General features: G+C 58.7%; 21 protein-coding genes. 9 read left to right on the top strand and 12 right to left on the bottom strand.

Going from position 1 to position 21,876, the window contains the following annotated elements:
* Nucleotides 1–144: 144 nt before the first annotated feature.
* Nucleotides 145–576, bottom strand: a complete 432-nt coding sequence (locus tag ACZ5C3_RS20885) for a flagellar assembly protein FliX (protein ID WP_464044245.1) — start codon at nucleotides 574–576, stop codon at nucleotides 145–147.
* A gap of 312 nt (nucleotides 577–888) precedes the next feature.
* On the opposite strand from ACZ5C3_RS20885, the gene ACZ5C3_RS20890 reads away from it, so the two are divergent.
* From ACZ5C3_RS20890 to ACZ5C3_RS20905, 4 genes are all read left to right on the top strand, one after another.
* On the top strand, nucleotides 889–1,998 hold the full coding sequence (locus tag ACZ5C3_RS20890; RefSeq protein WP_464032665.1) for a flagellar basal body P-ring protein FlgI: 1,110 nt from the start codon (nucleotides 889–891) through the stop codon (nucleotides 1,996–1,998).
* On the top strand, nucleotides 1,998–2,342 hold the full coding sequence (gene flgJ / locus ACZ5C3_RS20895) for a flagellar assembly peptidoglycan hydrolase FlgJ (RefSeq protein ID WP_464032667.1): 345 nt from the start codon (nucleotides 1,998–2,000) through the stop codon (nucleotides 2,340–2,342). The genes ACZ5C3_RS20890 and flgJ overlap by 1 nt, the downstream gene beginning before the upstream one ends.
* Before the next feature lie 18 nt (nucleotides 2,343–2,360).
* Nucleotides 2,361–2,843, top strand: a complete 483-nt coding sequence (locus tag ACZ5C3_RS20900; protein WP_464032668.1) for a hypothetical protein — start codon at nucleotides 2,361–2,363, stop codon at nucleotides 2,841–2,843.
* Nucleotides 2,844–3,025: 182 nt separating this feature from the next.
* Nucleotides 3,026–3,388 carry a hypothetical protein gene (locus ACZ5C3_RS20905; protein ID WP_464032670.1) on the top strand — a complete coding sequence of 121 codons (363 nt, stop codon included), beginning with the start codon at nucleotides 3,026–3,028 and terminating at the stop codon, nucleotides 3,386–3,388.
* Between the two features lie 17 nt (nucleotides 3,389–3,405).
* Here the strand turns inward: ACZ5C3_RS20905 and ACZ5C3_RS20910 are convergent, their stop codons facing one another.
* The 5 genes from ACZ5C3_RS20910 to ACZ5C3_RS20930 all read right to left on the bottom strand — a co-directional run bounded on the left by ACZ5C3_RS20910 (nucleotide 3,406) and on the right by ACZ5C3_RS20930 (nucleotide 9,373).
* The gene (locus ACZ5C3_RS20910; protein ID WP_464032672.1) at nucleotides 3,406–3,774 is read right to left on the bottom strand and encodes a hypothetical protein; all 369 of its coding nucleotides are present in this window, start codon (nucleotides 3,772–3,774) and stop codon (nucleotides 3,406–3,408) included.
* A gap of 15 nt (nucleotides 3,775–3,789) precedes the next feature.
* Entirely contained in the window at nucleotides 3,790–4,155 is a 366-nt protein-coding gene (flaF, locus tag ACZ5C3_RS20915) for a flagellar biosynthesis regulator FlaF (protein WP_464032674.1), read from the bottom strand.
* Between the two features lie 3 nt (nucleotides 4,156–4,158).
* On the bottom strand, nucleotides 4,159–4,539 hold the full coding sequence (gene flbT / locus ACZ5C3_RS20920) for a flagellar biosynthesis repressor FlbT (RefSeq protein ID WP_464032675.1): 381 nt from the start codon (nucleotides 4,537–4,539) through the stop codon (nucleotides 4,159–4,161).
* Nucleotides 4,540–4,809: 270 nt separating this feature from the next.
* Nucleotides 4,810–6,951, bottom strand: coding sequence for a flagellin N-terminal helical domain-containing protein (locus tag ACZ5C3_RS20925; RefSeq protein ID WP_464044246.1), 2,142 nt, complete (start codon nucleotides 6,949–6,951; stop codon nucleotides 4,810–4,812).
* 268 nt (nucleotides 6,952–7,219) lie between these two features.
* On the bottom strand, nucleotides 7,220–9,373 hold the full coding sequence (locus tag ACZ5C3_RS20930; RefSeq protein ID WP_464032679.1) for a flagellin N-terminal helical domain-containing protein: 2,154 nt from the start codon (nucleotides 9,371–9,373) through the stop codon (nucleotides 7,220–7,222).
* Nucleotides 9,374–9,661: 288 nt separating this feature from the next.
* On the opposite strand from ACZ5C3_RS20930, the gene flbT (ACZ5C3_RS20935) reads away from it, so the two are divergent.
* Nucleotides 9,662–10,075: a flagellar biosynthesis repressor FlbT gene (gene flbT, locus ACZ5C3_RS20935; RefSeq protein WP_464038394.1), complete on the top strand. Its 414-nt coding sequence runs from the start codon at nucleotides 9,662–9,664 to the stop codon at nucleotides 10,073–10,075.
* Nucleotides 10,076–10,169: 94 nt separating this feature from the next.
* On the opposite strand, the gene ACZ5C3_RS20940 is transcribed toward flbT (ACZ5C3_RS20935), so the two are convergent.
* From ACZ5C3_RS20940 to ACZ5C3_RS20960, 5 genes are all read right to left on the bottom strand, one after another.
* Entirely contained in the window at nucleotides 10,170–11,699 is a 1,530-nt protein-coding gene (locus ACZ5C3_RS20940) for a flagellar biosynthesis protein FlgL (protein ID WP_464044247.1), read from the bottom strand.
* A 7-nt stretch (nucleotides 11,700–11,706) separates the two neighbouring features.
* A complete protein-coding gene (gene flgK / locus ACZ5C3_RS20945; protein ID WP_464032680.1) occupies nucleotides 11,707–13,503 on the bottom strand; it encodes a flagellar hook-associated protein FlgK in 1,797 nt (598 codons plus the stop codon).
* 201 nt (nucleotides 13,504–13,704) lie between these two features.
* Nucleotides 13,705–15,540, bottom strand: coding sequence for a flagellar hook-basal body complex protein (locus ACZ5C3_RS20950; RefSeq protein WP_464032682.1), 1,836 nt, complete (start codon nucleotides 15,538–15,540; stop codon nucleotides 13,705–13,707).
* A gap of 200 nt (nucleotides 15,541–15,740) precedes the next feature.
* The gene (gene msrB / locus ACZ5C3_RS20955; protein ID WP_464032683.1) at nucleotides 15,741–16,259 is read right to left on the bottom strand and encodes a peptide-methionine (R)-S-oxide reductase MsrB; all 519 of its coding nucleotides are present in this window, start codon (nucleotides 16,257–16,259) and stop codon (nucleotides 15,741–15,743) included.
* A gap of 206 nt (nucleotides 16,260–16,465) precedes the next feature.
* Nucleotides 16,466–17,986, bottom strand: coding sequence for an NAD(P)/FAD-dependent oxidoreductase (locus tag ACZ5C3_RS20960; protein WP_464044248.1), 1,521 nt, complete (start codon nucleotides 17,984–17,986; stop codon nucleotides 16,466–16,468).
* Between the two features lie 113 nt (nucleotides 17,987–18,099).
* Between ACZ5C3_RS20960 and ACZ5C3_RS20965 the strand changes: the two genes are divergently transcribed.
* The 3 genes from ACZ5C3_RS20965 to ACZ5C3_RS20975 all read left to right on the top strand — a co-directional run bounded on the left by ACZ5C3_RS20965 (nucleotide 18,100) and on the right by ACZ5C3_RS20975 (nucleotide 19,808).
* Nucleotides 18,100–18,636 (top strand): SixA phosphatase family protein, encoded by a 537-nt coding sequence (locus ACZ5C3_RS20965; protein WP_464032687.1) that lies wholly within the window; start codon nucleotides 18,100–18,102, stop codon nucleotides 18,634–18,636.
* Nucleotides 18,637–18,877: 241 nt separating this feature from the next.
* On the top strand, nucleotides 18,878–19,303 hold the full coding sequence (locus ACZ5C3_RS20970; protein ID WP_464032688.1) for a universal stress protein: 426 nt from the start codon (nucleotides 18,878–18,880) through the stop codon (nucleotides 19,301–19,303).
* A 70-nt stretch (nucleotides 19,304–19,373) separates the two neighbouring features.
* On the top strand, nucleotides 19,374–19,808 hold the full coding sequence (locus tag ACZ5C3_RS20975; protein ID WP_464032690.1) for a hypothetical protein: 435 nt from the start codon (nucleotides 19,374–19,376) through the stop codon (nucleotides 19,806–19,808).
* A 57-nt stretch (nucleotides 19,809–19,865) separates the two neighbouring features.
* On the opposite strand, the gene ACZ5C3_RS20980 is transcribed toward ACZ5C3_RS20975, so the two are convergent.
* Nucleotides 19,866–20,372, bottom strand: coding sequence for a YciE/YciF ferroxidase family protein (locus tag ACZ5C3_RS20980; protein ID WP_464032692.1), 507 nt, complete (start codon nucleotides 20,370–20,372; stop codon nucleotides 19,866–19,868).
* A 390-nt stretch (nucleotides 20,373–20,762) separates the two neighbouring features.
* On the opposite strand from ACZ5C3_RS20980, the gene ACZ5C3_RS20985 reads away from it, so the two are divergent.
* Nucleotides 20,763–21,827: a lysylphosphatidylglycerol synthase transmembrane domain-containing protein gene (locus ACZ5C3_RS20985; protein WP_464032694.1), complete on the top strand. Its 1,065-nt coding sequence runs from the start codon at nucleotides 20,763–20,765 to the stop codon at nucleotides 21,825–21,827.
* Nucleotides 21,828–21,876 lie beyond the last annotated feature (49 nt).

A 21,876-nucleotide genomic window follows, 5' to 3' on the forward strand; every position in this document is an offset into this window, starting at 1 on the left:
CGACGTGCTAGCGGCCGGAAAAAACCCAGTCCGCGCGGGAGCTTATATAGCGGCGCCTTGTGACAAACAATATCGAGAACGGGGCCGGCACCCGATACCGCAAGGCTGGTTCCATGTGCCGGCGGAACCGACCCGCCTTCCCACTTAAAACCCAGTATTTACAGGCTTTACTTGGCCTGCCTTGGCCAGTTCCACCTCAACCCGAAGTTCAATTTCGGACAGAACCTGATCCAGATGAGGGTCACCCGAGGTCGATTTCAGCTCGGCGGCTGCCACACGAAGCCTGCCGACCATCGACGAATCAAGCGCCCCAGTCAAAAGCCCGATCTTCAGGTCATCCAGGACATCGAGGGCACTCCGGCCCTTCTGGACCGAGCGCTTGCGACGCTCAGTGGGGTCGTCGAACCCTTGCATCGCCAGCAGAGCTTCAATCCCACCCGCGGTTCTGGGAGCAGCCACCGGCCGCGTCTCCGCCAGAACGCTGGTATCCTCTATGGAAAATCCAGAAGAGGTCGAGCGCCGGGCATTTGCTTTCGGCGACGTCTGGCTTGTTCCACTCGGTCCGTAAATTCGCATCGTACCTGCCCCGCGAGGCAATCGGTCATTGCAACCGCCGCGCCATTCCATCACCGAGCCGGTGATCCCTGCGAGTAAGGTCGCTGGTTATGGTTAATAGTCGGTAAATGACCCGGCAATTTATGCCGGGATGCGGCAACTTCGCCTGCCATCCCTGCCCGCGCCCGTTTGCCGGACGAAGTTTTTATCAAGTAAATTCAACATCTTATAAAGATTTAGCAGCCTGGCACGGCTCTCGCATAGATCGGTTGCGGACTAACCCTGTGGGGAGCACGGGGCGTGGGCCGCAAAGACCTCAGCGGGGAGCAGAGGATGTTTCGGAATTTTCGAATTGCCTGCATGGCGGTGGCCGTGCTGATGGTTTCAGCCGTATCGGCTGGAGCAACGTCGCGGATCAAGGATCTCGCCAATATCGAGGGCGTACGCCAGAACCAGTTGATCGGCTACGGCCTGGTCGTTGGCTTGAACGGCACCGGCGACACTCTCAACAACATTCCTTTCACCAAGCAGTCGCTGCAAGCGATGTTGGAACGCATGGGCGTCAACATTCGCGGCGCCACCATCCGCACCGGTAACGTCGCAGCGGTCATGGTCACGGGCAACCTGCCTGCATTCGGCACGCAAGGCACGCGGATGGACGTCACCGTCTCCGCACTCGGCGACGCCAAGAGTCTTCAGGGTGGCACACTTCTGGTCACGCCACTGCTCGGCGCTGACGGAAATGTCTATGCCGTGGGTCAGGGGTCGCTGGCGATCGGCGGTTTCGCCGCAGAAGGCGCCGCAGCAAGCGTCACCAAGGGCGTACCGACGGTGGGCCGCATCGCGAACGGCGCGATCATCGAGCGCGAAATCGAATTTGCGCTCAACCGGCTGCCGACCGTCCGGCTCGCATTGCGCAACAGCGACTTCACCACGGCAAAACGCATCGCTGCAGCGGTTAATGATTTTCTCGGCTCCAAGAGCGCCGAGCCGGTCGATCCCTCCACCGTCCAGCTCACCATCCCATCTGAATTCAAGGGCAACGCGGTCGCGATGCTGACCGAGATCGAGCAGCTTCAAATCGAACCCGATCTGGCGGCGAAGATCATCATCGACGAACGCTCGGGCATCATCGTGATGGGACGTGACGTCCGCGTCTCGACCGTCGCCGTTGCGCAAGGCAATCTCACCGTGACGATTTCCGAGAGCGCCGACGTCAGCCAGCCCGCTCCATTCTCGAATGGACGAACCGTCGTTACGCCGCGCACCAGTGTGGGTGTGCAGGAAGACGGAAAGAAACTTGCACTCGTGAAAAGCGGCGTCTCGCTGCAGCAGCTGGTCGACGGCCTCAATGGTCTCGGCATCGGCCCGCGCGATCTGATCGGCATCCTGCAGGCCATCAAGGCCGCCGGCGCGATCCAAGCCGACATCGAGGTGATGTGATGATGAACATTGGCACCACCAAGAAGCAGCCGCCGCTGACCTACTTCAACGGTCACCCCGATCTTGAGCTGACGCAAGCGCTCACGAAGGTGTCGCCGCAGAAGCAGCAGGCGATCAAGGACAAGGCTCAGGACTTCGAGGCTGTGTTTCTGAACTCGATGTTCTCGCAAATGACCAGCGGGATCAAAGGCGACGGTCCGTTCGGAGACACACCCAGCACCGGGGTGTGGCGATCGATGTTGACCGAGCAATATTCCAAATCGTTTGCAAAGGCCGGCGGTGTCGGAATTTCCAACGACGTTTATCGCACTCTCATCATCCAGCAAGCTAACCGTAACAGTTGAGTTCAGGAGGTATAACCTATGACGATCGAGCAACCCGCCCTGCTTTCCGAGCAACCGGTATCGACTCCGATGGAAGCCCGTCAGCTTGAAGACAACCTCCTGGAAGTGATGACCACACTGCAGGACGTGGTCGAGCGCGAGACCGCGCTCGTTCGCGCAGGAAAAGTGCGGGATGCCATGGCCCTGGATGGAGAGAAAAGCGAATTGTCCGGGCGCTACGTGAAAGCCATCACGAAGATCAAGAGCAACCAGGACTACCTCGAGCGGGCCACTCCCGAATTGCTGACGTCATTGCATCATCATCACGATGTCTTCCGCAGCATGTTGAAGACCAATCTCGCTGTGCTCGCAACGGCCCATGCCGTCTCGGAGGGGATCGTCCGTGGTGTGAATGGCGAGTTGCAGCGACGAAACCTGTCCTTCGGCTACACGGCCGCAGGAAAGCGTGCGACGCCAAATCCTCGCAACGTCATGCCGCTGTCGGTGAGCCGCTCGCTCTAAACTTTTTCGTCTTTGAAGCCTACTAAACGCCGCGGCCTCCGGTCGCGGCGTTGCACATTTTAGATCGCAATTGAATCAATTCATCACGGCGCCTTAAACAGGACGTTCAAGCGATTTCAGTAATTTAGCACCGTTGGAGGGTTGAGGTTTGACTTGATCCAAAGGAGGCCAGGAGGGCTGACATGGGTGCAGATTTTAGTATTAGACCGGTGGGAGCACCGGTTCCGACACCAATCATCGACACTGCACCTGCTGCAGCGAAGGGGGCTGTCCAAACACAACTCCCCGCCGACAAGGCCGTCACAGCGCCTGACGCGGCCTTACTGTCACGGAACAATGCGGATTCGGAAAGCCAGCGCCTGTCACGCCAGATCGTGATTGATCGCGCTGCAGCACAGATTGTCTATCAGACGGTCGACAGCCGTACGAGTGTTGTGGTTAGCCAGTTTCCTGATGAAGGCAGGTTGCGCGCCCGCGCCTACTTGCGTGCGCAGGACGAAGCCAAGCGCGATCACGCCAACAAGAACACCGATGTGAAGGCTTAATCAGCCTCCGCCGGGGCTTAGCTGCCTCCCGGCGGGATATCCTGAGTGGCGTTAGCCGTTTCCAGCGTGCCCTTCGTATCGTTCACGGTCTTGATTTGCGCCTGGCCTGCCTGGGTCAGGGTGAATTTCGAGTTGCCGAATTTGAACGAATTGCTGTTGATCAGGACATCCTGATACGAGATCGTCGAGCCGCTCTGGTAACGCACCTTGGCGCGAAAGCCAGTCACGTTCGAGATCTGGATCGTGAACTTGGTGTTGTCCGCGTAGGCTCCGGTCCATGTCCCCTGATACAACGCGGGATCCACAGGCACATACGGCAACTGGTTATAGCTCGCAGTGCCGACAGCTTTATAGTTGGCCTGGAGAATGCTGAACATATCAGACATAGCGGACTCTCCTCATTATGCGCGGCCGGAGAGGCCTGCAGCAAGATTGCAATTAATGTCGATGAGCGATTTCAGCTTTTCGCGCTGCGGATTGAGCTGAAGCTCCATCGTCTGCGTCATCACGAACGTGCCAATGTTGGCGATGTTCTGACGAATTTCGACGGTCTGCGGATTCTGGTCGTTGGTCACCGCACCAAGCAAAATCGACCAGAGCTTGCGGTTGAACAACAGCGCTTCCGCAAAATCATCGTCCGTGCGGCCAGCATTGGTCATGACGTCTTGCAGCTTGTTAGCCGCCTTCAACAAAGCCTGCGCTTCGATCTCTCGAGGAGACGCTGTTGTTTGAGCAGTACGCGCGTAGGCCTGAGCGGCGTTAGACATTCCTCACCTCAACAAATACGCTTCTTCACGCTTCATCAGTTTCCTGATGTCCTTTAGGGCTTTGTAAAGAGCACCGCTTAAAATGTGGTTACTCGCGGACTCGATCTCAGGACGCGAACTTGGCACAGCACCGAGAAAATCTCTTACAAATTCGAGATAAAGGTCCTGATATTTCGGGATATCGTTCTCGAGATACATCTGCTGCACACACAAATAGATGCGTTTTGCAGGTGTATTTGCAGTTTCAGCGGTGAGGATATCTTTCTCACGCAAGATGGGCTCGTCCCCATCAATCAAAAATGATGCGCGCACATCAGAATTGGTGATCACGCTTTGGCCGATCACAATTCGCTCAAAAGGCTTTAGCTCGACACGAAGGGCCACGGCTCGCTCCATTCTTGAAGGACGCGCGTCTGATCAAGCGATCATAACGATGATAGTTCAACGAACTACAAATTGAATCGAAACGACTACATGCAGTCGTTCATTGTGTGCGCGCGCATCTCGCGTTGCACACCAAAAATAAAATCAACAATAAGCCGAGTATTTCTCACAAATCGAATTCACTTCGGTTGAAATCCCGAAGGCCATTTCAAAAAAAAAGCGGCGGGGCTTTAAGCCCCGCCGCCGTTGTCATCATCCTTGCCCGTCCGCTTAGCGGAGGAGCTGCAGCACGCTCTGCTGCGACTGGTTAGCGAGCGCGAGTGCAGAGACCGCGATCGACTGACGGGTGGCCAGCGCCTGGCTGTTCGCCGCTTCCTCGTTGGTATCGGCGATCGTCAGATTCGACGAACCGGTCTGCAGCACGTTGATCATGTTCTTCGAGAAGTCCTGACGCAGCTGCACGATCGAAAGATTCGAACCGAGCGTCGATGCCTGCGAACGAAGGTAGCTGCTCGCAGTCTGGAGCGACGTGATAATGCTCTGAGTCGACTTGTTGTCGATGAAGTCAGTGCCGATCGTCAGTGCACCAAGACCAAGGCCCGGAGGATCGAGAGCGACGCCGTTGATGTTCAGTGTCGACGTGCCGGTCTCGTTGAACACCAGCTTGAGCTGGTCACCCTGGAGCAGGTTCACACCGTTGAAGGACGCGTCCTGCGCCGTGGTTTTGATCTGGTCGATGATGTTGTTGTACTGCGTGACGAAATTCGCTCGAGTCGCCTGGGAGTCAGGATCGGCAATAACACCGGTCGCGACTGCTCCGCCGAAAATGTCACCAGTCGCGGCCGCCGTGCCGCCCAGCGCACCGACGGTGAAGGATGCGGCGTCGTTGCTGGTGGTGATGGTCAGCTTGCCGTCGGTGGACAGCGAAGCCTGCAGGTTGTTGGTGGCGAGAACTGCATTGAGTTCATAGAGGTTCTTGACTTGGCCTGCACCACTGCCGCCTGCACCGAAGATGATGTTGAGCGGCTGGCCACCGGCGGTCGCCGCGATAGTCAGGGTCTTGCCCTCAAGCTGCGCAGGGGTGCCAGCACCGCGGGCAAAGGTGGTGACGAGCGTCTGGCCATTCGTCGGTCCCGGGACGCCGGTCGGCGGTGTTGGCGTGCCCGTCAACCCCAAAGACTGGGCTGCGGCGGCGTTCGAGGTAACGATCTTGAGATCAGAGCCGGTGCCAGTGTGGATTGCGACATGGGCAGGAACGACTGGCGGGCCAGGATCCAGCGGAACAATTGAAGAGCCGGTACCACCGGTCAGGCCATCGATCTTGGAGAGCAAGGTGTCAACGTCGTCGGTGATGCTGATCTCGTTGGCACTGGTTGTTGGCCCCTTCACGAAGGTCAGGGTGTGAGCAGCATCGGTGCCATTTATCTGCAGCGTATCTCCGACTTGGAAGCCGTTGGTGAGAGCAACATCGCCGCCGTTTGGATCCTGGCTGAGCTTGGTTGTGCCGGTCAAAGCGGCCGAGACCGTCTGCCCGCCACCGGTGCGAAGCTTTGGTGCTGCGAAGTCGGTAGCCGACGCGAAGCCGACCTTGTTGAGGCCCGTGCCGGTGATGGTCAGGTTGGCCGCGGTGCCGGTATTGAGGGTCACAACGCCGGTCGTGCTGTTGATCGTCGATGCATTGGCCGAATTGGTGTTGCCGGTGATGGAGTCGATCGTGGAGAGCAGTGTGCCGACCGTCTGGTCAAGACCGATGGTCCAGTTGCCGCTAGCATCTTCGCTCGGCACGCCATTCGCACCGAAGGTGACCGTCTTGCCGTTGACGGTGAAGGTATCACCAGCGACCGGACCGGTTGAAGTGGCCGCAGCGCCGTTCGTCAGATCGCTCAGCTTGGTCGCGGAGTTCGCGAAAGCACCAGCCGTACCGGTCTTCAGCGGGGTACCAGTACCGACCAGAGAAGCGCTCCCAAAAGCGGCGGTGGTGGTGATGTCGGCGTCGGTGCCGGCATAGGTCGCATCCACTGGAGCACCGGGGGTGCCGAGCAAATTGTCAGCGGTCGCGCCGGGGATCGCAACGCTGGTCACCGAGGATTTCTGGGAATAACCAACCGGTGTCTGCAGCGCCTGGTTCGCGACGGACTTCGCGGTGTCGATCAGCTTCTGCAGCGAAGTGATGCCGGTATTGGCGGCCTGCAGGATCTGCACGCCGTTGCCGACGCCATCGAGCAGCGCGTTAATGTCGTTGGCACGGGAGTCGAGGGACTGCGCCGTGAAGAAATTCGTGGGGTTGTCGAGCGCCGAGTTGACCTTCTTGCCGGTGGCAAGGCGCGTCTGCGTGGTCGCAAGAAGATCCGCAGTCGACTGAAGCGACAGCAGGTTCTGGCGAACCGAGGCTGAGAGAACGATATCGGACATTTTGACCTTCCTTGATTAACGCGAGGTGCCGGCTGCCAGGACGGCAATTGGAGAGCGGTGTCTTCTCCCCCTCGGTATAGAAGGCGCGATTTAAATTATGGTTAAGCGCGGTTTAAGTTTTATCCTTAAGGAACTGCTAATTCTCCTGCTAAGTCCTTGAAACGAAAAGGGCGCCGCTTGGGCGCCCAATTACCAAAGAAAATTTTGGAACAAAAAAAGTGGCGGAGCCGAAGCCCCGCCACCTGTTCCGCCACGTGTTGTCGAGAAATCAGCGCAGGAGCTGGAGAACGCTCTGCTGCGACTGGTTGGCCAGAGCGAGCGCGGAGACCGCGATCGACTGACGGGTCGACAGAGCCTGGCTGTTCGCTGCTTCTTCGTTGGTGTCGGCCAGCGTGAGGCTGGATGCACCGGTCTGAAGCACGTTGATCAGGTTCTTGTTGAAGTCCTGACGGATCTGCACGATCGACAGGTTCGAACCGAGGGCCGAACCTTCAGCACGCAGCGAGGAGCTGGCGGTGCTGAGCGAGGTCAGGACCTTGTTGGTCGCGTCGTTGTCGACGAAGTCGGTGCCAACCGTGAGGCTGCCGAGACCCAGACCAGCCGGGTCGAAGTTGACGCCGGTGATGCTGAGCGTCGACTTGCCCGTTTCGTTGAAGGTCATCTGGAGCTGATCGCCCGCCAGCAGGTTAACGCCGTTGAACGAAGAGTCCTGAGCCGTCGTACGGATCTGGTCGATGACGTTGTTGTACTGCGTCACCAGGCTCGCACGGGTCGACTGAGCAACCGGATCGAGTGTCGGAGCGCCAGCCACCAATGGGCCCGTCGAAGTAGCAAACACGCCACCAGCCGTCGCCGCCGTGCCACCGATCGCACCGATCGTGGCCGAAGCCGAGTCGTTCGATGTGGTGATGGTCAGCTTGCCGTCGGTCGACAACGAAGCCTGCAGGTTGTTGGCTGCAAGAACGTTGTTGAGGTCGTTGAGCGACTTGACCTGACCTGCGCCAGAACCGCCCGAACCGAAGATGATGTTCAGCGGCGAACCACCGGCGGTGGAAGCGATGGTCAGGGTCTTGCCTTCGAGTGCCGGCGGAGCACCAGCGCCGCGAGACTGAGTCGTCACGAGCGTCTGATTAACGGTCGGAGTGGCGTTGGGGTTCGTCGGACCAACCGGCGTACCGGTGAGACCCAGCGACTCCGCCGCTGCGGCGTTGGAGGAGATGATCTTGAGATCCGAGGCAGTACCCGTGTTGATCTCGACGTGGGCCGGCACGGCAGGCGGACCAGCCACAGCTGCAACCACCTTCGAGCCCGTACCACCAGTCAGACCGTCGATCTTGGAGAGCAACGTGTCAACGTCGTCGGTGATGCTGATCTCGTTGGCGCCGTTCGCCGTACCCGTCACGAAGGTCAGGGTGTGAGCAGCATCGGTGCCGTTGATCTGCAGCGTATCACCAGCCTTAAAGCCGGTGGTCAAAGCAACGTCGCCACCATTTGGATCCTGGCTGAGCTTGGTTGCGCCCGTCAAACCGTTCGAGACCGTCCCAACGCCAGCGGTGCGAAGCTTTGGTGTTGCGAAGTCGGTAGCCGATGCGAAGCCCAACTTGTTGAGGCCCGTGCCGCTAATGGTCAGGTTGGACGCGGTACCGGTGTTGAGGGTCACAACGCCGGCTGCACTGATCGTCGATGCATTGGCCGGATTGGTGTTGCCGGTGATGGTGTCGATCGTGGAGAGTACTGTGCCGATCGTCTGGTCAAGACCGATGGTCCAGTTACCGTTGGCATCCTCGCTCGGCACGCCGTTCGCACCGAAGGTGACCGTCTTGCCGTTGACAGTGAAGCTGTCGCCAGCGACCGGACCGGTATAGGTTGCCGCAGTACCGTTCGTCAGATCGCTAATCTTGGTCGCAGCGTTTGCGAAAGCGCCAGCCGTGCCGACCTTCAGCGCGCCGCCGGTACCAGCCAGAGCTGCGCTTGCAAAAGCGGTCGTGGTGGTGATGGAAGCGTCGGAGCCTTCGTAGGCCGCATTGACCGGATCGCCAGCTGTGCCGAGCAGGTTGTCAGCGGTCGCGCCGTCGATTGCGATGCTGGTGACCGAGGACTTCTGCGAGTAACCGACAGTGGCCTGCAGAGCTTGGTTGGCGATCGACTTCGCGGTGTCGATCAGCTTCTGCAGCGAGGTGATGCCCTGGTTGGCAGCCTGCAGAACCTGCACGCCGTTGCCGATACCATCCAGAAGGTTGTTGATGTCGGACGCGCGCGAGTTGAGGGACTGCGCGGTGAAGTAGTTGGTCGGATTGTCGAGAGCGGAGTTGACCTTGTTGCCGGTGGCAAGGCGGGTCTGCGTGGTGGCGAGAAGATCTGCAGTCGACTGGAGCGAGAGCAGGTTCTGACGAACCGACGCGGAGAGAACGATATCAGCCATAGTACGCAACCTTTCTGGTGTGACGCTACTGTACAGTTAGACCCCGATATTCAATCGGCGGCCGAGGTGCAGAATGGCTGGAACCCTCTAAGAACCTCTAAACGGGAACCATCGAGTTATTCGGATAAAAGCAATTCAAAAGCACCTGACGCCATTGAAATTGCTGCGAAATCCAGAATCATCTGCGTTCCGCTGGTCGATTTTGTTTACCCGCTGTTAACCATGTTCGGGAAGGATCGCGCCGCAAGCGTCGAAGCACTGAAACCAATCGCACGCTGGGAGACAGAGATGGCGTTGAAAGTCGAACTCAAGCCGCACGAAAAGATCATTGTCGGCTCTTGCGTGATCACCAATACCGATCAGCGCGCAAAACTACTCATCGAAGGTGATAAATTGCCGATCCTGCGTGAAAAGGACATTCTCACACCCGCAACAGCCAACACCCCGGCCAAGCTAATCTATCTGGCGGTGCAGCTGATGTACATTTCCGACGAGCCGCAGGAACACCATCCGGTCTATTTCGACCTGATGCGCGACATTCTCATCGTGTCACCCGGCTCAGCCGACATCATCGGGGATATCAACAATCACATTCTTGGTGGCGACTACTACAAGGCGCTGAAAGAAGCCCGCAAGCTGATCGCTTATGAAGAGCAGACGCTCATAGCGCTGAAGGAAGCGGCCGAAAATCGCGCTGCCTGATACGGCGCGTTTCACGCGACCCGAGACGACAAACCAAAACAAAAAAGGGCTTCCGCAAGGAAGCCCTTTTTCATTTGGATCGTTGCCGATGCTACTATGGAGGCGGCAGGAATTTGAGCAGGCTCATCTGATAGAGCTGCGATGTCGTCTGATAAGACGCCTGCAGGCTCGTCTGCAGCGCCATGATCTTGGCGGCGACCTCGTCGTCGTTGATGCCCTGGATGGAATCGAGCATCGACTGCGCGGTTGCGCCTACCTGCTTTTGCCGGTCTTGCGCATTCTTGACCGTGACCTGCGCATTCGCAAAATCCGACTGGATGTTCTCGATCGATTGCTGGCCCGGGTGATCCGACAGGTTTGTAATGATGCGCGAGTTGAGCGCCGTCAATTGATCGTTGGCGTTCGGGTTGTTCGCGTCCGTCGTCACCGCCGCATAGACTGCGACGTTCTTCAACTGAGTGATAAACGCATCCTCGTTGGCGCGTGCGCCGTATTGAACCGAAATCGACGAATCGACGCCGATCGCGGCGGTGCCTCGCGCGGTGTCGTTCGGGCCCGTCGCAACTTCGCCCGTATACCAGGACACCGTGTCAGCCGGCGTTCCATTGCGGAGCGCGACAGGAGGATTGCTTGAGGTATCGACACGCTGTGGCGGATTCGAGTTGAAGAAGTTGTCCGAAGCCGTCATGGCCGACGCCGCAACCAGCGCCGTGTTCGCGAGCTTGCCGACTGCCGTGTTAAGCGCGCCACTCAGGTTGGTGGCGGTAACGTCGGATGTGGCACCAATCAGGAAGCTTCCCGCCGGCGGAGGATTGGTGGTCGTGGCGGTGAGTTCGATCTGCTCGCTTGTGCCATCCGGCAGCTTGAAGTTGAACGTGACCTTCTCACCTTCATTCGGATTGGTCGCGCCGAGATCGATCGACATCTCCTGCCCCGCCGGAGGCGTTCCTGCCGCAGGCTGCGTAACCGTCGCGCCGGAGAGATTGGTGCTGATCGAATCGAGCTTGAGGCCGAACGGCGAACCGGCGACGTCCTCGTTGATCGACACCGTCGTTGGCGACGTTGCCGAAGGCGCAGTGATCTGCAGCCGGCCAAGACCACTGGTGTCGTCGGCCGCAGCACGCTCGGAAATCAACTGCTTTAAACCGGCCTGCGCGCCAGTGCCGTTCATGATGGCATCGGCAGACGCGGTTGAAGGCGTATCGGTGGCGCGCCCCGAAAACAGATAGCGGCCGGCGGCGGTTGAGTTCAACAGCGCGACGATCTGCGTGAAAGATCCCTGCGCCGTTTTCTGCCCCGGAGTTTGTCCGGTGCTATCCAGGGTCAGCGTCGCACCTGTCGCCGCCTGCTTCACTTGGCTTCCGGCATCGCTGATGCCTTGCAGCGAGAGATTCGCGAGATTGATGCGGGTGTTCAGCAGATTGTCGGTGTCTGCATAGCTTGAAAGAGTTGCGAGCTGCGCACGCAATCCTGTCGCCGTAGCAGAGTCGATGCCGAGGCCTGAATAGGTGGTCGATTTCTTTCCGGACGCAAGTTGCTGCGACAGGAGATCGAGCTGGTTCTTGATGTTGATAAGACCAGAGCTGAGATAGGTAGTGCGGCCGCTAACGCCAGAGATTGTCATGAGACCCTCAGAATGCCTGCAACAGTGACTGATACATGGATTGGACCGTGGACATCACACGGGCATTGGCCGAATAAGCGTTTTGCAACGCCATCAGATTCGCCATCTCCGTATCGATATCCACACCTGACGTTTGGCTCATCTTGTTTTGCAACGTATTCACCACCACGCTCTGACCATCAGATTCCGATTGCGCGGCGGTCGCCGCATCGCCCTGCATCGCAGTGAACTGCTGCGTGTAGCTGAGGATGGTGCCCTTGAATGGAGTCTTGGCGGAGCCCACTCCGGTATCGGATGGATATGTCGACGTGCCGTTGGTGAGCTGCGACAGGATGAAATCAGTGCGCGTGGTATCGCCTGACGGTGTCGTGGGACTGGTGTTGTAGACGACGAGCCGTGACGGATCAGCCAGCAGCGCAGGATTGACGGCGATCCGTCCCGCAAGGCCTGTCTTGTCCGAACCGTAGACATACGGCGAGTTTCCATCGGTGAAGAACGGAAGCTGCGGGCCGCCATTGTCGGTCAACGTCGTTGCCGTTGTGGTCAACGATACGGAATTCACATCGGCCACATTGCTCGTACCGTCGTCCAGCACACGCAGAGTATTGGATGGCGGCGCCGGATTCGAGAACTGCACACCCGTCCCGGCCATGGCGGTGTTAAGCTGCGATACGACAGACGCCATACCACCGGAGAGATCGACAGCAATACTCTTGCTGACCTGCTTGTGCGTCGTATTGTCCGTATAAGAGATATTGACGGAGCCTTTGTTGCCGGTGGCGGGCTGCAGGGCCGAAAGATCAACGTCGAAACCACTTTGTGCGCCCGCCGTCACGGCGGTGCCTGCCGTCGTGTTGTCAGACAACGCGCTCGACATCGAGGCCGCAAGGGCATCAACCTGATTTTGCGCCTGGACCAGCGTGGTGTCGCGCAGCTCAGTGTAAGCGGCGATTGCGCCGGAGCGAATGCCATGCTCAGCGGTCAGATCGATGCTCGATCCATCCGGGTATTGCAGCGTGACCGAACTGAGATCGCTTTTCGTCGGATCCGAATCCCATTGGGCATCCGGGGTCATCGTTCCCGCCGGGGTGAACGACAGGCTGGCCGCGTTGGGACCGCCGACGAGCTGGAATCCCGAGCCGGTGTAGACCGATACCTGATTGCCGTCGCCCGGTACGACGCGAATGTCCATCAATTGCGACAACTGATCGATGTATTGATCGCGCTGATCGAGCAGTGTGGCAGTGGACGCATCGAGAGTGGTGGCACCACCGATCTGCTGATTGATCTTGGCGATCTGTGCCATCGCGTCGTTGGCGGATTTGACGGAACTGTTGATTCCGGAGTCTGCGGCAGCGCGCAGACCCTGAATACCGTCACTCGTCTGGTTCAACTGCGCCGCCATCGTCTGCGCCGCATTGACGACGGACTTACGCGCCGAATCCGTGTCCGAGCTTGTGGAGAGAGCTTGCAGGGCCGTGGTCAGGGCGTTGAAGCTGCCCTCCAGCGTCCCATCTGAATCCGGATCACCGTAGATGCCCTGCAGGTTATTCAGGAATGTCGACTTGGTTGTTGCATAGCCCGAGCCCGACAGTTCCGTCCGCAGCTGGGTCTGAACGTAGGTGTCAAGCTCGCGATTGACCCCGACGGTTCGCACTCCGTGAGAGGTGTCGATGACGTTGGTCGTCTTGCGAACGTAACCGGGCGTCTCCGCATTGGCTGCATTCGAAGATACCAGTGACAGAGAGGCCTGGTTTGCACGCAGGCCGGACATCGCGATTGAAAGAGCTTGGCTCAGACCCATTGGTACTGTCCTACTTCAGCTTGAAACCTAATTTGGCGTCTCGCAAATTGCCGACCTGTCTTGCGGCTGGTCTCGGATCGGCAATTGCGAAGCCACACTCTCACTTGATTTTCCTAGTGTCCTCTCGTCCCCGAATAACCGTGCCAGCGCGCGGCAAATTGGTCGGTTATTTCGAAGACGAGACACCAGCGTGGTGCGAAGTTATCGCACCACGTTGAGCAGATCCTGCGCCATCTGGTTCGCAGTGGTGATGACCTTGGTGTTCGCCGAGTAAGCCTGCTGCGTCACGATCAGCTTCGTAAATTCGTCGGCGATGTCCGCGTTCGATCCTTCCAGCGCTGATCCCTGAATGCTACCACCCTTGCCGTATACCGGCGGACCGGACTGGCTGGTCACGGTGAAGGTGCCGCCATCGCTGCGCTGAAGGAAGTTCGCGCCGGTGAAGGTCGCGAGCGTGATCTGCGCCAGGTCCACATTGCGGCCGTTCGAGTATTGGCCGACCACCTTGCCACTGTCATCGATCGAAACTGTCTGCAGCGAACCTGCCGGAAAGCCGTTGGCTTGGATGCCGTTGCTGGTGTTACCCTTCGGATCGTTGAACTGAGTCAGGTTGCTGCCAAACGTAATGGACAGGTTGGGAAGCGTGACACCGCCAACCTGGACGTTGGTCAGAGCAACTGACGGAATTGCGGGCGACAACTGATTGTTCACGAAGGTGAAGTCGGTGCCGACGTTCTGCCAGGCGGGGGCGCTGCCCGTGGCATTTGCGTTGGTTTGATAGAACAGGTTCCAGGTATCCTTATGGGTGCCACCGGCGTCGGCACTATCCACCTTGGCCCAGCGGAACTGCAGGGGGGCCGGTGCGCCCGACGCGTCGTACGCGGTGACCGTGTCGCCCGACACCGATTCATCGAGAAACGATTTCAAATCCGTTCCGACAACCTGTCCCGTGCCCGGACCCGTACCGCCACCAAGGCGGTTCAGCGTAACCGGTGTCGTCAATCCGAGCCCTGCCAAACCGTTGCCAACTGATTCGGTGATGCTGAGATTGTTGAGCGTACCCGTATGCAGGGTCACCACACCGGCTGCCACAGAAGAGGGTACAATAGTGGGCCCTGGAGGGGACGGCGCTGCTGTGGCATTGTTGCCGCTGAGAGTGTCGATCTGGCCGAGCAGAGCACTGACAGGTTGATCGATACCCATCGTGACGTTGCCCGCAGCGTCAGTACTGGTCGCAGTGCCCGCAACGGCGAATGTGATGGTCTTGCCGTTCACCGTGATAACGTCGTTCGCGGCGAAAGGCGTGGCGAGATTCGAAAGCAACGTGGTGGGGCCGATCGCATTGGGAGTCGGAGTTACGTTGTCATTCACCGACGTACCGGCCACGCCGTTGTCCGCGAACGGATCCGGCGGCGTTCCGACGGTGCGAGGATTACTGGTAAAGTCGCCGACGTTGAGCAGTTCGGAGCCGGGGATGCTCGGATCGTACTTGTTGGTCAGCGGATAACGGGCGAGGTTCGCGCGATATGTCACGGTGGTGGTGGGCTGCGCCGGCAGGAAGTCGCCGCCGAACTTCAGCACCTGCGGGGTGCTGCCCGTCACGTTGCCGGTGGTCGAGTCGATCGGAATGCCTTCGAGGTAATATCCGGCGCCGTTCACGAGGTAGCCGTCCTTGTCGAGCGTGAAGTCGCCACGACGGGTGTAGTTCTCAACGCCATCGAACTGCGGATTGTTGTCGCTGAAGCTGCTCGGCTTCTGAACGGCGAAGAAACCGTCGCCGTTGATGGCCATATAAGTTGCAACAGACGCGTCCTGGACGTCACCGGCTACGGTGTTGGTTTCACGAGAATTCGCAACCACACTGCCGGCGACCTGATCGGTGGGGCCGGAGTCAGGAATCATGTCCATGAAGCTCGTATCGATGCGCTTGAACGCCGTGGTCTGCGAGTTCGCGATGTTGCCGGAAATGTTTTCCAGCGCGTACGACTGCGCACGCATACCCGCGACCGATGTATTCAGAGCTCCGAAAAGACCCATTACTTTATCTCCAACTTCGCGCCGGGCGGCCTGCCGGTATTTGCCAATCAATGACCGCGTTCGAAGAAGAGATCGCAAGCCGCGTGCCAACGGCTGGAACCTAGTTTTTTCAATGACTTAAAAGAAAAGCCCCGGTCGCAAGACCGGGGCACAATTGCCTAGAGGGGCAAGAATTGCCGCCAGAGGGCTGCACAAAGCGCCTAGGACGAGGAGCGATCCGACGGCTTGAAGGACAGCGCCAGACCGTTCATGCAGTAACGCAAGCCAGTCGGCTTCGGACCGTCATCGAAGACGTGACCGAGGTGACCACCGCAACGGCGGCACAACGTTTCGGTGCGGACCATCATGAACGAGCGATCAGTCTTGTCGACGATGGCGTTAGGCAGCGCCTGATAGAAGCTCGGCCAGCCCGTGCCACTGTCGAATTTCGTCTCCGATGCAAACAGCGGCAGGTCGCAGCCCGCGCATGCGAACGTGCCCTTGCGCTTTTCATAATTGAGCGGGCTCGTAAAAGGACGCTCGGTGCCCGCTTCGCGCAGTACATTGTACTGCGCTGATGTCAGCTGCTTGCGCCACTCCTCCGGCGTCTTCTCGATCTCGAACTTCTCTGGCTTGGACGTCTCGGCGGCCTTGGCGTCACCGCCCAGGCCGAACCAGCGGAACGCGGAAAACGCAGCAAGGCTGGTGGCAGATGCGAGCAGGAATCGGCGGTCGATCATGGTCAAAGCTCCGTGCAAATCGGAAAACAGGCTGTCCGTCATGAGATACGGTCCATCTCGCAAAACGTTACAGAGCCCGGCTCACTTTCCTGCGAGGCCATACATACGGTCTCACAATCTGAACCCCGCTGACACCGGCTTATTGCATGCTCCGGGCTATCTAAAGCAACCTCGGGCCCGGCTGGATCGTCAACAACGCTCTGGAATCAACGAGGAGTTCCGCCGCGATCATCGCGCCGCCGCATAGCGGCCGCCGCGCGCTCGCGATCTGCGGCGACCCTGGCTTTCATGGCTTTCATGTGGACCTCGCGGGCACGCTCACGCACCCCTTCCCGCGCCTTCACCCCTTCTCGGTAACGCGACACAAGGCCCGCCGCCGCGGACTGACCGCGCAACCACAGACCAAACCCGTGTCCAACCACTCGCCCGACCGATCCCCCAGCCCAGACCAGCTCGAAGGGTGAAAACAGCCGCCAGCGATCGTCGCCCAGCATGATGCTTCGGGCCACAAGCTGACCGCCCATGGCTGTTGTATTCAATCCCTGACGGCCGAAGCCCGAGACCACCCACAATCCCTGTCGCAATTGCCCGATCTGCGGCATGCCATGGACGGTCTGACCGAAGACACCGCTCCACACATCCTCAACCTTGACCGGGCCAAGCTTAGGGAAAACCGTCGCGATGCGGCGCTGAATGGCTTTCGCAAATCGCCGGGGATTGGCCTGCCATGTGGTTTCCGGACTGGACCACAACAATCGATCACCACCGACGATGCGAAACTGATCGATATCATCGGTGTCCGCGACAGAACCGTGAAACTTGATCGCCTCCGCGAGGCGATCGCCTAACGGCTCCGTCATTCCCATATATCGCCAGGTCGGCAGCAGTGTTCCTGCAAGACGTAGCGCGGGTGTGCCGATGTGAACATTGCCAGCCATGACAATATCCGAACAGCGCAGCCGGGCAGACGGTGTCACGACACGCTTGCGAACGCCGGAAGGATCGATACCGACCGCCGGCGTCTCTTCGAAAATCCGAACCCCTGCCCGCTCCGCAAGCGCAGCGAGAGTGTGCACATATTGCTGGCCATCAATCTGAAAAGCGCGCGGATAGTGGATTGCGTGGAAGTAACGGTTGGTCTTGAGCACGTCGCGCACCCGATCGACCTGCCAGCCCTCCACTTCGGTGCCGAAATCGCCGCCAAGAGTTTGCAAACGTCGGATCAGCGTATCGCCAACATCGACGTTGGAAACTTCGAGCGCGCCTTTCGTCAGCGTGGCGTCCTGCCCTGCGTCAAGTGTGACCGTCGCGTGGACATAGTCTGCTCCTTGCTGCGCGAGCGACCAAAGCTCCCGGGCGTCGGTGACCCCCACGCGATCGATAAGATCAGCAGCGGGAAAGCCAAATCCGGGCATCACTGCGCCGAGGCTGTGACCGGACGCGTTCCATCCGACATTGCGCCCTTCGAGGACAGCCACGGAGGCCCCCATTCTCGCCGCCTCACGAGCAACCGTCAGGCCGGCGAGCCCCGCCCCGATCACACAGATATCCACGTCGAGATCGAAGGTTAGGCGCGGCCGCGTCGGCGAATCGGCCACCACCGGTTGGATCACCGCTTGTGCCGCGTTACCGCCACCGATGTCTTTTGTCGCGGATTCTGCCATCGCCATGTCTTGAGAAACCGGCATGTCTTGAGAATCGGACTTGTCTTGAGAATCGGACTGCATCTCGGGGGATCGTATTTCCTCACCGTGACAGTGCCAACGTCTGTCACCTTGCCCAGCGCCATCTTGTACACTATTCCGGACCCTCCTCTAGCCTGCGAACCAAGGATTGCGCCATGCGCCGTTTGATATTGCTGCGCCATGCCAAGACCGAGCGGGAAGCTCCATCGGGCAAGGATCGCGACCGCCGGCTGGACGACCGTGGTATCAAGGACGCCGCCGAAATAGGCCGCTGGCTGGCACGGCATGACTATGACCGCGGACTAGCCCTGGTCTCGACGGCAACGCGCGCCCAGGAAACCTGGAATCTGATGGCTCCCGATCTACCCGGCATCCAGGTCGAACATGTGCCGGCGCTTTACGGCGCCGATCCAACCGAACTGTTGCAGCTTGTCCATGAGACATCGGTACAGGATCCGAAGCAGCTTCTCATTGTCGCGCACAACCCCGGGCTGCACGAGCTGGCGCTTGGCCTGATCATCAGCGGCGATCAGGATGGACGCGACGCGCTCGACAACAACTTGCCGACTGCAGGCGTGGCCGTCATCGATTTTGCAGCCGATGACTGGGGCGATGTGCGTTTCCGCAGTGGCAAGCTGCAACGCTTCGTGAGTCCTAAATTACTGCGGGAATCATCGGGAAGCAGCGACTAATGTCCCAAATCCAAAGTTCGCCTTGCCGTGCAGCGCCCTCCTTTGCGAACTTTGGATTTGAGAGGACACTCGCAAATTTATGATTCTAGTGTGGTTTAGGTTCAGAAGTTCGCTGGAAGAACTCGCGGGAAAGATTTAGCGAACTTCTGAACCACCACACTAGGCCGCGACATGCAATCTTGCATGTTCACGCCAATAAATTCATCGTAGGTGTCTCAGGTCCGCCGTTTTGGAGACGCCGATGTTCAATTCCATTCTCGTTCCGATCGACCTTGCCGACACGGACCTTGCAAAACCAGCGATCGAAACCGCGGCCTCACTGGCAAAATCATCCGGCGGCACCGTGCGTCTCGTCAATGTGATGCCGCTGACGCCGGTGATGCTGGCAGAATATGTCCCGCCAGATTTCGATGCGCAGCAACGTCAATTCTCCGAAGAAGCGCTCGCGATCGTCGCCCGAGAATCCGGCATCGATGAAAAACGCATCTCAACTATTGTCCGCCAGGGTGGCATCTATCACGAGGTACTTGAGGAAGCTGCCGACATCGGAGCAGATCTGATCGTGATGACATCGCACCGCCCGTCCATGCAGAGCTATTTCCTCGGCTCGAATGCAGGTCATGTGGTGCGTTATGCCAAGTGTTCTGTGCTGGTGGTACGGCATTGAAACACGAAGCGGTGCTTGCCCCACTCAAGCGCTTGCGTGAATGCCGGACTCGGGCCTAGAAGGACAGACTATGGTCCAACCCGCCTATTTCCCGCGCCATTTGATCCTCGCCGGAGCAACAATCTTCGGCGTGCTGCTTGCGCTCGGCATCCATATTCTGATCCAGCGCTTCGATCTCTATCTTGGCGACCTATGGAAAACGGACACCGCCGAGCTGATTCCTGCCCGGGCGGCCATAGCATGGTGGCTCATTGCTGCCGTCGCATTTGTTGGCGGATACGCGACCGCAACAGTGCTGGACAGCGCGGTATCCGGTCAGATTCCGGTCCGTCTGCGGCAATTGTTGATGCTGACGGGCGTCGTGATGCTGGCTGCAGCGGGCCAGGCAGCCTCTTCCCCCAGCGCGATCCCAACCATGTCAGGCGTTCTTACGGGCGTTGTTGCACTCTGCCTCGGCGGAGCGATGGCCTTTTGCGGTGCACACTTCGCGCTTCGCCACGCCTAGCCGTCAGTAAAAAAACGCCACGGCTCTGGGCCGCGGCGTTTCGTCTCTTCATCCTCATCAGCTTGCAGCTTTCAGATTGATCCCGCCTTCAGCAAGCTGCGTCAGCTTCTTGTCGGTCGCCTTTTCCTCGTCGAGCGTCTTCTGCAGGATTGCCGCGCAGTCGTTGCGGCCGAGCCGTTTCGCCCATGTCACAAGCGTACCGTAACGCGTGATCTCATAATGTTCTACAGCTTGCGCCGCATTGATCAGGGCCGCGTCAAGGACCTGCTTGTCTGCAACCTCGCCTGCGACTTCGTCGGCTTCCTCAATAATGCCATCGATTGCTGGGCAGGTGACCGCCTTCGGCGTGATGCCGTGCATTTGGAAGACCTGCTCAAGACGTGTGACATGCCCCTTCGTCTGCTCAAGATGCCCGAGAAAGCCTTGTTTCAACTGGTTGTCGTTGGCCTTTTCCGCCATCTTCGGCAATGCCTTCACCAATTGTTTCTCTGCGTAATACATGTCCTGAAGCTGGTGAACGAACAGGTCATCCATGGTCTTGATGTCTCGCGTAAACAATCCCATTGCGATACTCCCAGGTTAACCAACGCAACACTTCCGTCGTGACGGAACACGATCAAAAGGACAGCGTCGTTTTGGTGTATTGGTCAACCAGACCGATCTGCGTATGTTCCTAGGAAACTCTTGGAAGGACCTTCTGCAAAATTCCACCTGCCCCGTCGCAACCGACGATTTGGTCCCTATATCAAGAGTGCAACGGCTTATTCTAATGGCTATTCTGGTGTGAAATGTATGTGACGGTGGCAACGCTGCCCTTCGTCGCAGGGGTCTGGTGGCACTGCACAACCGGCTATTTTCCAAGTATGAGATTTCGCGTATGACATTTGCCGCAGCCGCTTGCTCACTGTCGCCTCAATCGGCTTATATGAACGTCGCGCCCCGCCGGGAGGATGAATGCAACGATTGCTGAACACGTTCGGGCGTGTTTTCAAGGAACGGATTGGCTGGAAACGGCTCGGAATTGCCGCAAGCCTCGTGATCGTGACGATCGCCATTATGCACCTCTTCCATACGCTGAAGGGTGTGAATACGGCTGTCGTGCTGACGGCGCTCGCCGAAAAGACGCACGGTCAGATCGCAATGGCAGCGCTGTGCGTGCTCTGCGCATTCTTTACTCTGACGTTCTATGATCTCTTCGCGTTGCGCACCATCGGCAAGATGCACGTTCCCTATCGGATCGCCGCGCTGTCGAGCTTCACCAGCTACACTGTCGGCCACAATATCGGCGCAACGGTCTTTACCGGTGGCGCAATCCGCTTCCGGATTTACTCCGACTGGGGATTGACCGCCATTGATGTCGCCAAGATCTGTTTCATTTCGGGCCTGACGTTTTGGCTCGGCAACACGTTCGTGCTCGGCATCGGCATGATCTGGCATCCTCAGGCCGCCAGCTCAATCGACCTCCTGCCCGAAACTATCAACCAACTCATCGGCGTCGGGTTGCTCGCCGGCATCGCCATCTATCTCACGTGGATCGCAACCGGCCATGGCCGCCGTGAACTCGGCAAGGATGGCTGGAAGGTTGTGTTGCCCTCCGCTCCGTTGACCGGACTGCAGATCCTGATCGGTGTTGTCGATCTCGGCTTCTGCGCACTTGCGATGTATCTGCTCGCGCCCTCGAACCCCGATCTCGATTTCGTCACGCTGTCCGTCGTGTTTATCCTCGCGACGCTGCTCGGGTTCGCCAGCCACGCCCCGGGCAGCCTGGGGGTATTCGATGCAGCCATGCTGGTCGGCCTGCCCATGCTGGGCAAGGAAGAACTGCTGGCCTCGCTGCTGGTGTTCCGCATTCTCTACTTCCTGATCCCGTTTGCGATGTCGATCACGATCCTCGGCTTCCGTGAATTGTGGCTCAGCGTGCTGGAACCGTGGTTGCAAAGCCGCAAACTCCGGCCCGCGACTGCCGTGGCGAAGACAAATTCCCAACCCGTGAAGCCCACCAAGCAGGCGGCCGAATAACGGGCCCAAAGATGAGGCTTGTGGGACAACGGGTGTGCGCCTACGTTTG

Source organism: Afipia dichlorophenoxyacetatis, from assembly GCF_055386385.1.

Excerpts from the sequence above, each read along its gene's own strand:
- ACZ5C3_RS20885 (WP_464044245.1), bottom strand. The coding sequence starts at position 576 with ATGCGAATTTACGGACCGAGTGGAACAAGCCAGACGTCGCCGAAAGCA.
- ACZ5C3_RS20890 (WP_464032665.1), top strand. The coding sequence starts at position 889 with ATGTTTCGGAATTTTCGAATTGCCTGCATGGCGGTGGCCGTGCTGATG.
- flgJ (WP_464032667.1), top strand. The coding sequence starts at position 1,998 with ATGATGAACATTGGCACCACCAAGAAGCAGCCGCCGCTGACCTACTTC.
- ACZ5C3_RS20900 (WP_464032668.1), top strand. The coding sequence starts at position 2,361 with ATGACGATCGAGCAACCCGCCCTGCTTTCCGAGCAACCGGTATCGACT.
- ACZ5C3_RS20905 (WP_464032670.1), top strand. The coding sequence starts at position 3,026 with ATGGGTGCAGATTTTAGTATTAGACCGGTGGGAGCACCGGTTCCGACA.
- ACZ5C3_RS20910 (WP_464032672.1), bottom strand. The coding sequence starts at position 3,774 with ATGTCTGATATGTTCAGCATTCTCCAGGCCAACTATAAAGCTGTCGGC.
- flaF (WP_464032674.1), bottom strand. The coding sequence starts at position 4,155 with ATGTCTAACGCCGCTCAGGCCTACGCGCGTACTGCTCAAACAACAGCG.
- ACZ5C3_RS20925 (WP_464044246.1), bottom strand. The coding sequence starts at position 6,951 with ATGTCCGATATCGTTCTCTCAGCCTCGGTTCGCCAGAACCTGCTGTCG.
- ACZ5C3_RS20930 (WP_464032679.1), bottom strand. The coding sequence starts at position 9,373 with ATGGCTGATATCGTTCTCTCCGCGTCGGTTCGTCAGAACCTGCTCTCG.
- flbT (WP_464038394.1), top strand. The coding sequence starts at position 9,662 with ATGGCGTTGAAAGTCGAACTCAAGCCGCACGAAAAGATCATTGTCGGC.
- ACZ5C3_RS20940 (WP_464044247.1), bottom strand. The coding sequence starts at position 11,699 with ATGACAATCTCTGGCGTTAGCGGCCGCACTACCTATCTCAGCTCTGGT.
- flgK (WP_464032680.1), bottom strand. The coding sequence starts at position 13,503 with ATGGGTCTGAGCCAAGCTCTTTCAATCGCGATGTCCGGCCTGCGTGCA.
- ACZ5C3_RS20950 (WP_464032682.1), bottom strand. The coding sequence starts at position 15,540 with ATGGGTCTTTTCGGAGCTCTGAATACATCGGTCGCGGGTATGCGTGCG.
- msrB (WP_464032683.1), bottom strand. The coding sequence starts at position 16,259 with ATGATCGACCGCCGATTCCTGCTCGCATCTGCCACCAGCCTTGCTGCG.
- ACZ5C3_RS20960 (WP_464044248.1), bottom strand. The coding sequence starts at position 17,986 with ATGCAGTCCGATTCTCAAGACAAGTCCGATTCTCAAGACATGCCGGTT.
- ACZ5C3_RS20965 (WP_464032687.1), top strand. The coding sequence starts at position 18,100 with ATGCGCCGTTTGATATTGCTGCGCCATGCCAAGACCGAGCGGGAAGCT.
- ACZ5C3_RS20970 (WP_464032688.1), top strand. The coding sequence starts at position 18,878 with ATGTTCAATTCCATTCTCGTTCCGATCGACCTTGCCGACACGGACCTT.
- ACZ5C3_RS20975 (WP_464032690.1), top strand. The coding sequence starts at position 19,374 with ATGGTCCAACCCGCCTATTTCCCGCGCCATTTGATCCTCGCCGGAGCA.
- ACZ5C3_RS20980 (WP_464032692.1), bottom strand. The coding sequence starts at position 20,372 with ATGGGATTGTTTACGCGAGACATCAAGACCATGGATGACCTGTTCGTT.
- ACZ5C3_RS20985 (WP_464032694.1), top strand. The coding sequence starts at position 20,763 with ATGCAACGATTGCTGAACACGTTCGGGCGTGTTTTCAAGGAACGGATT.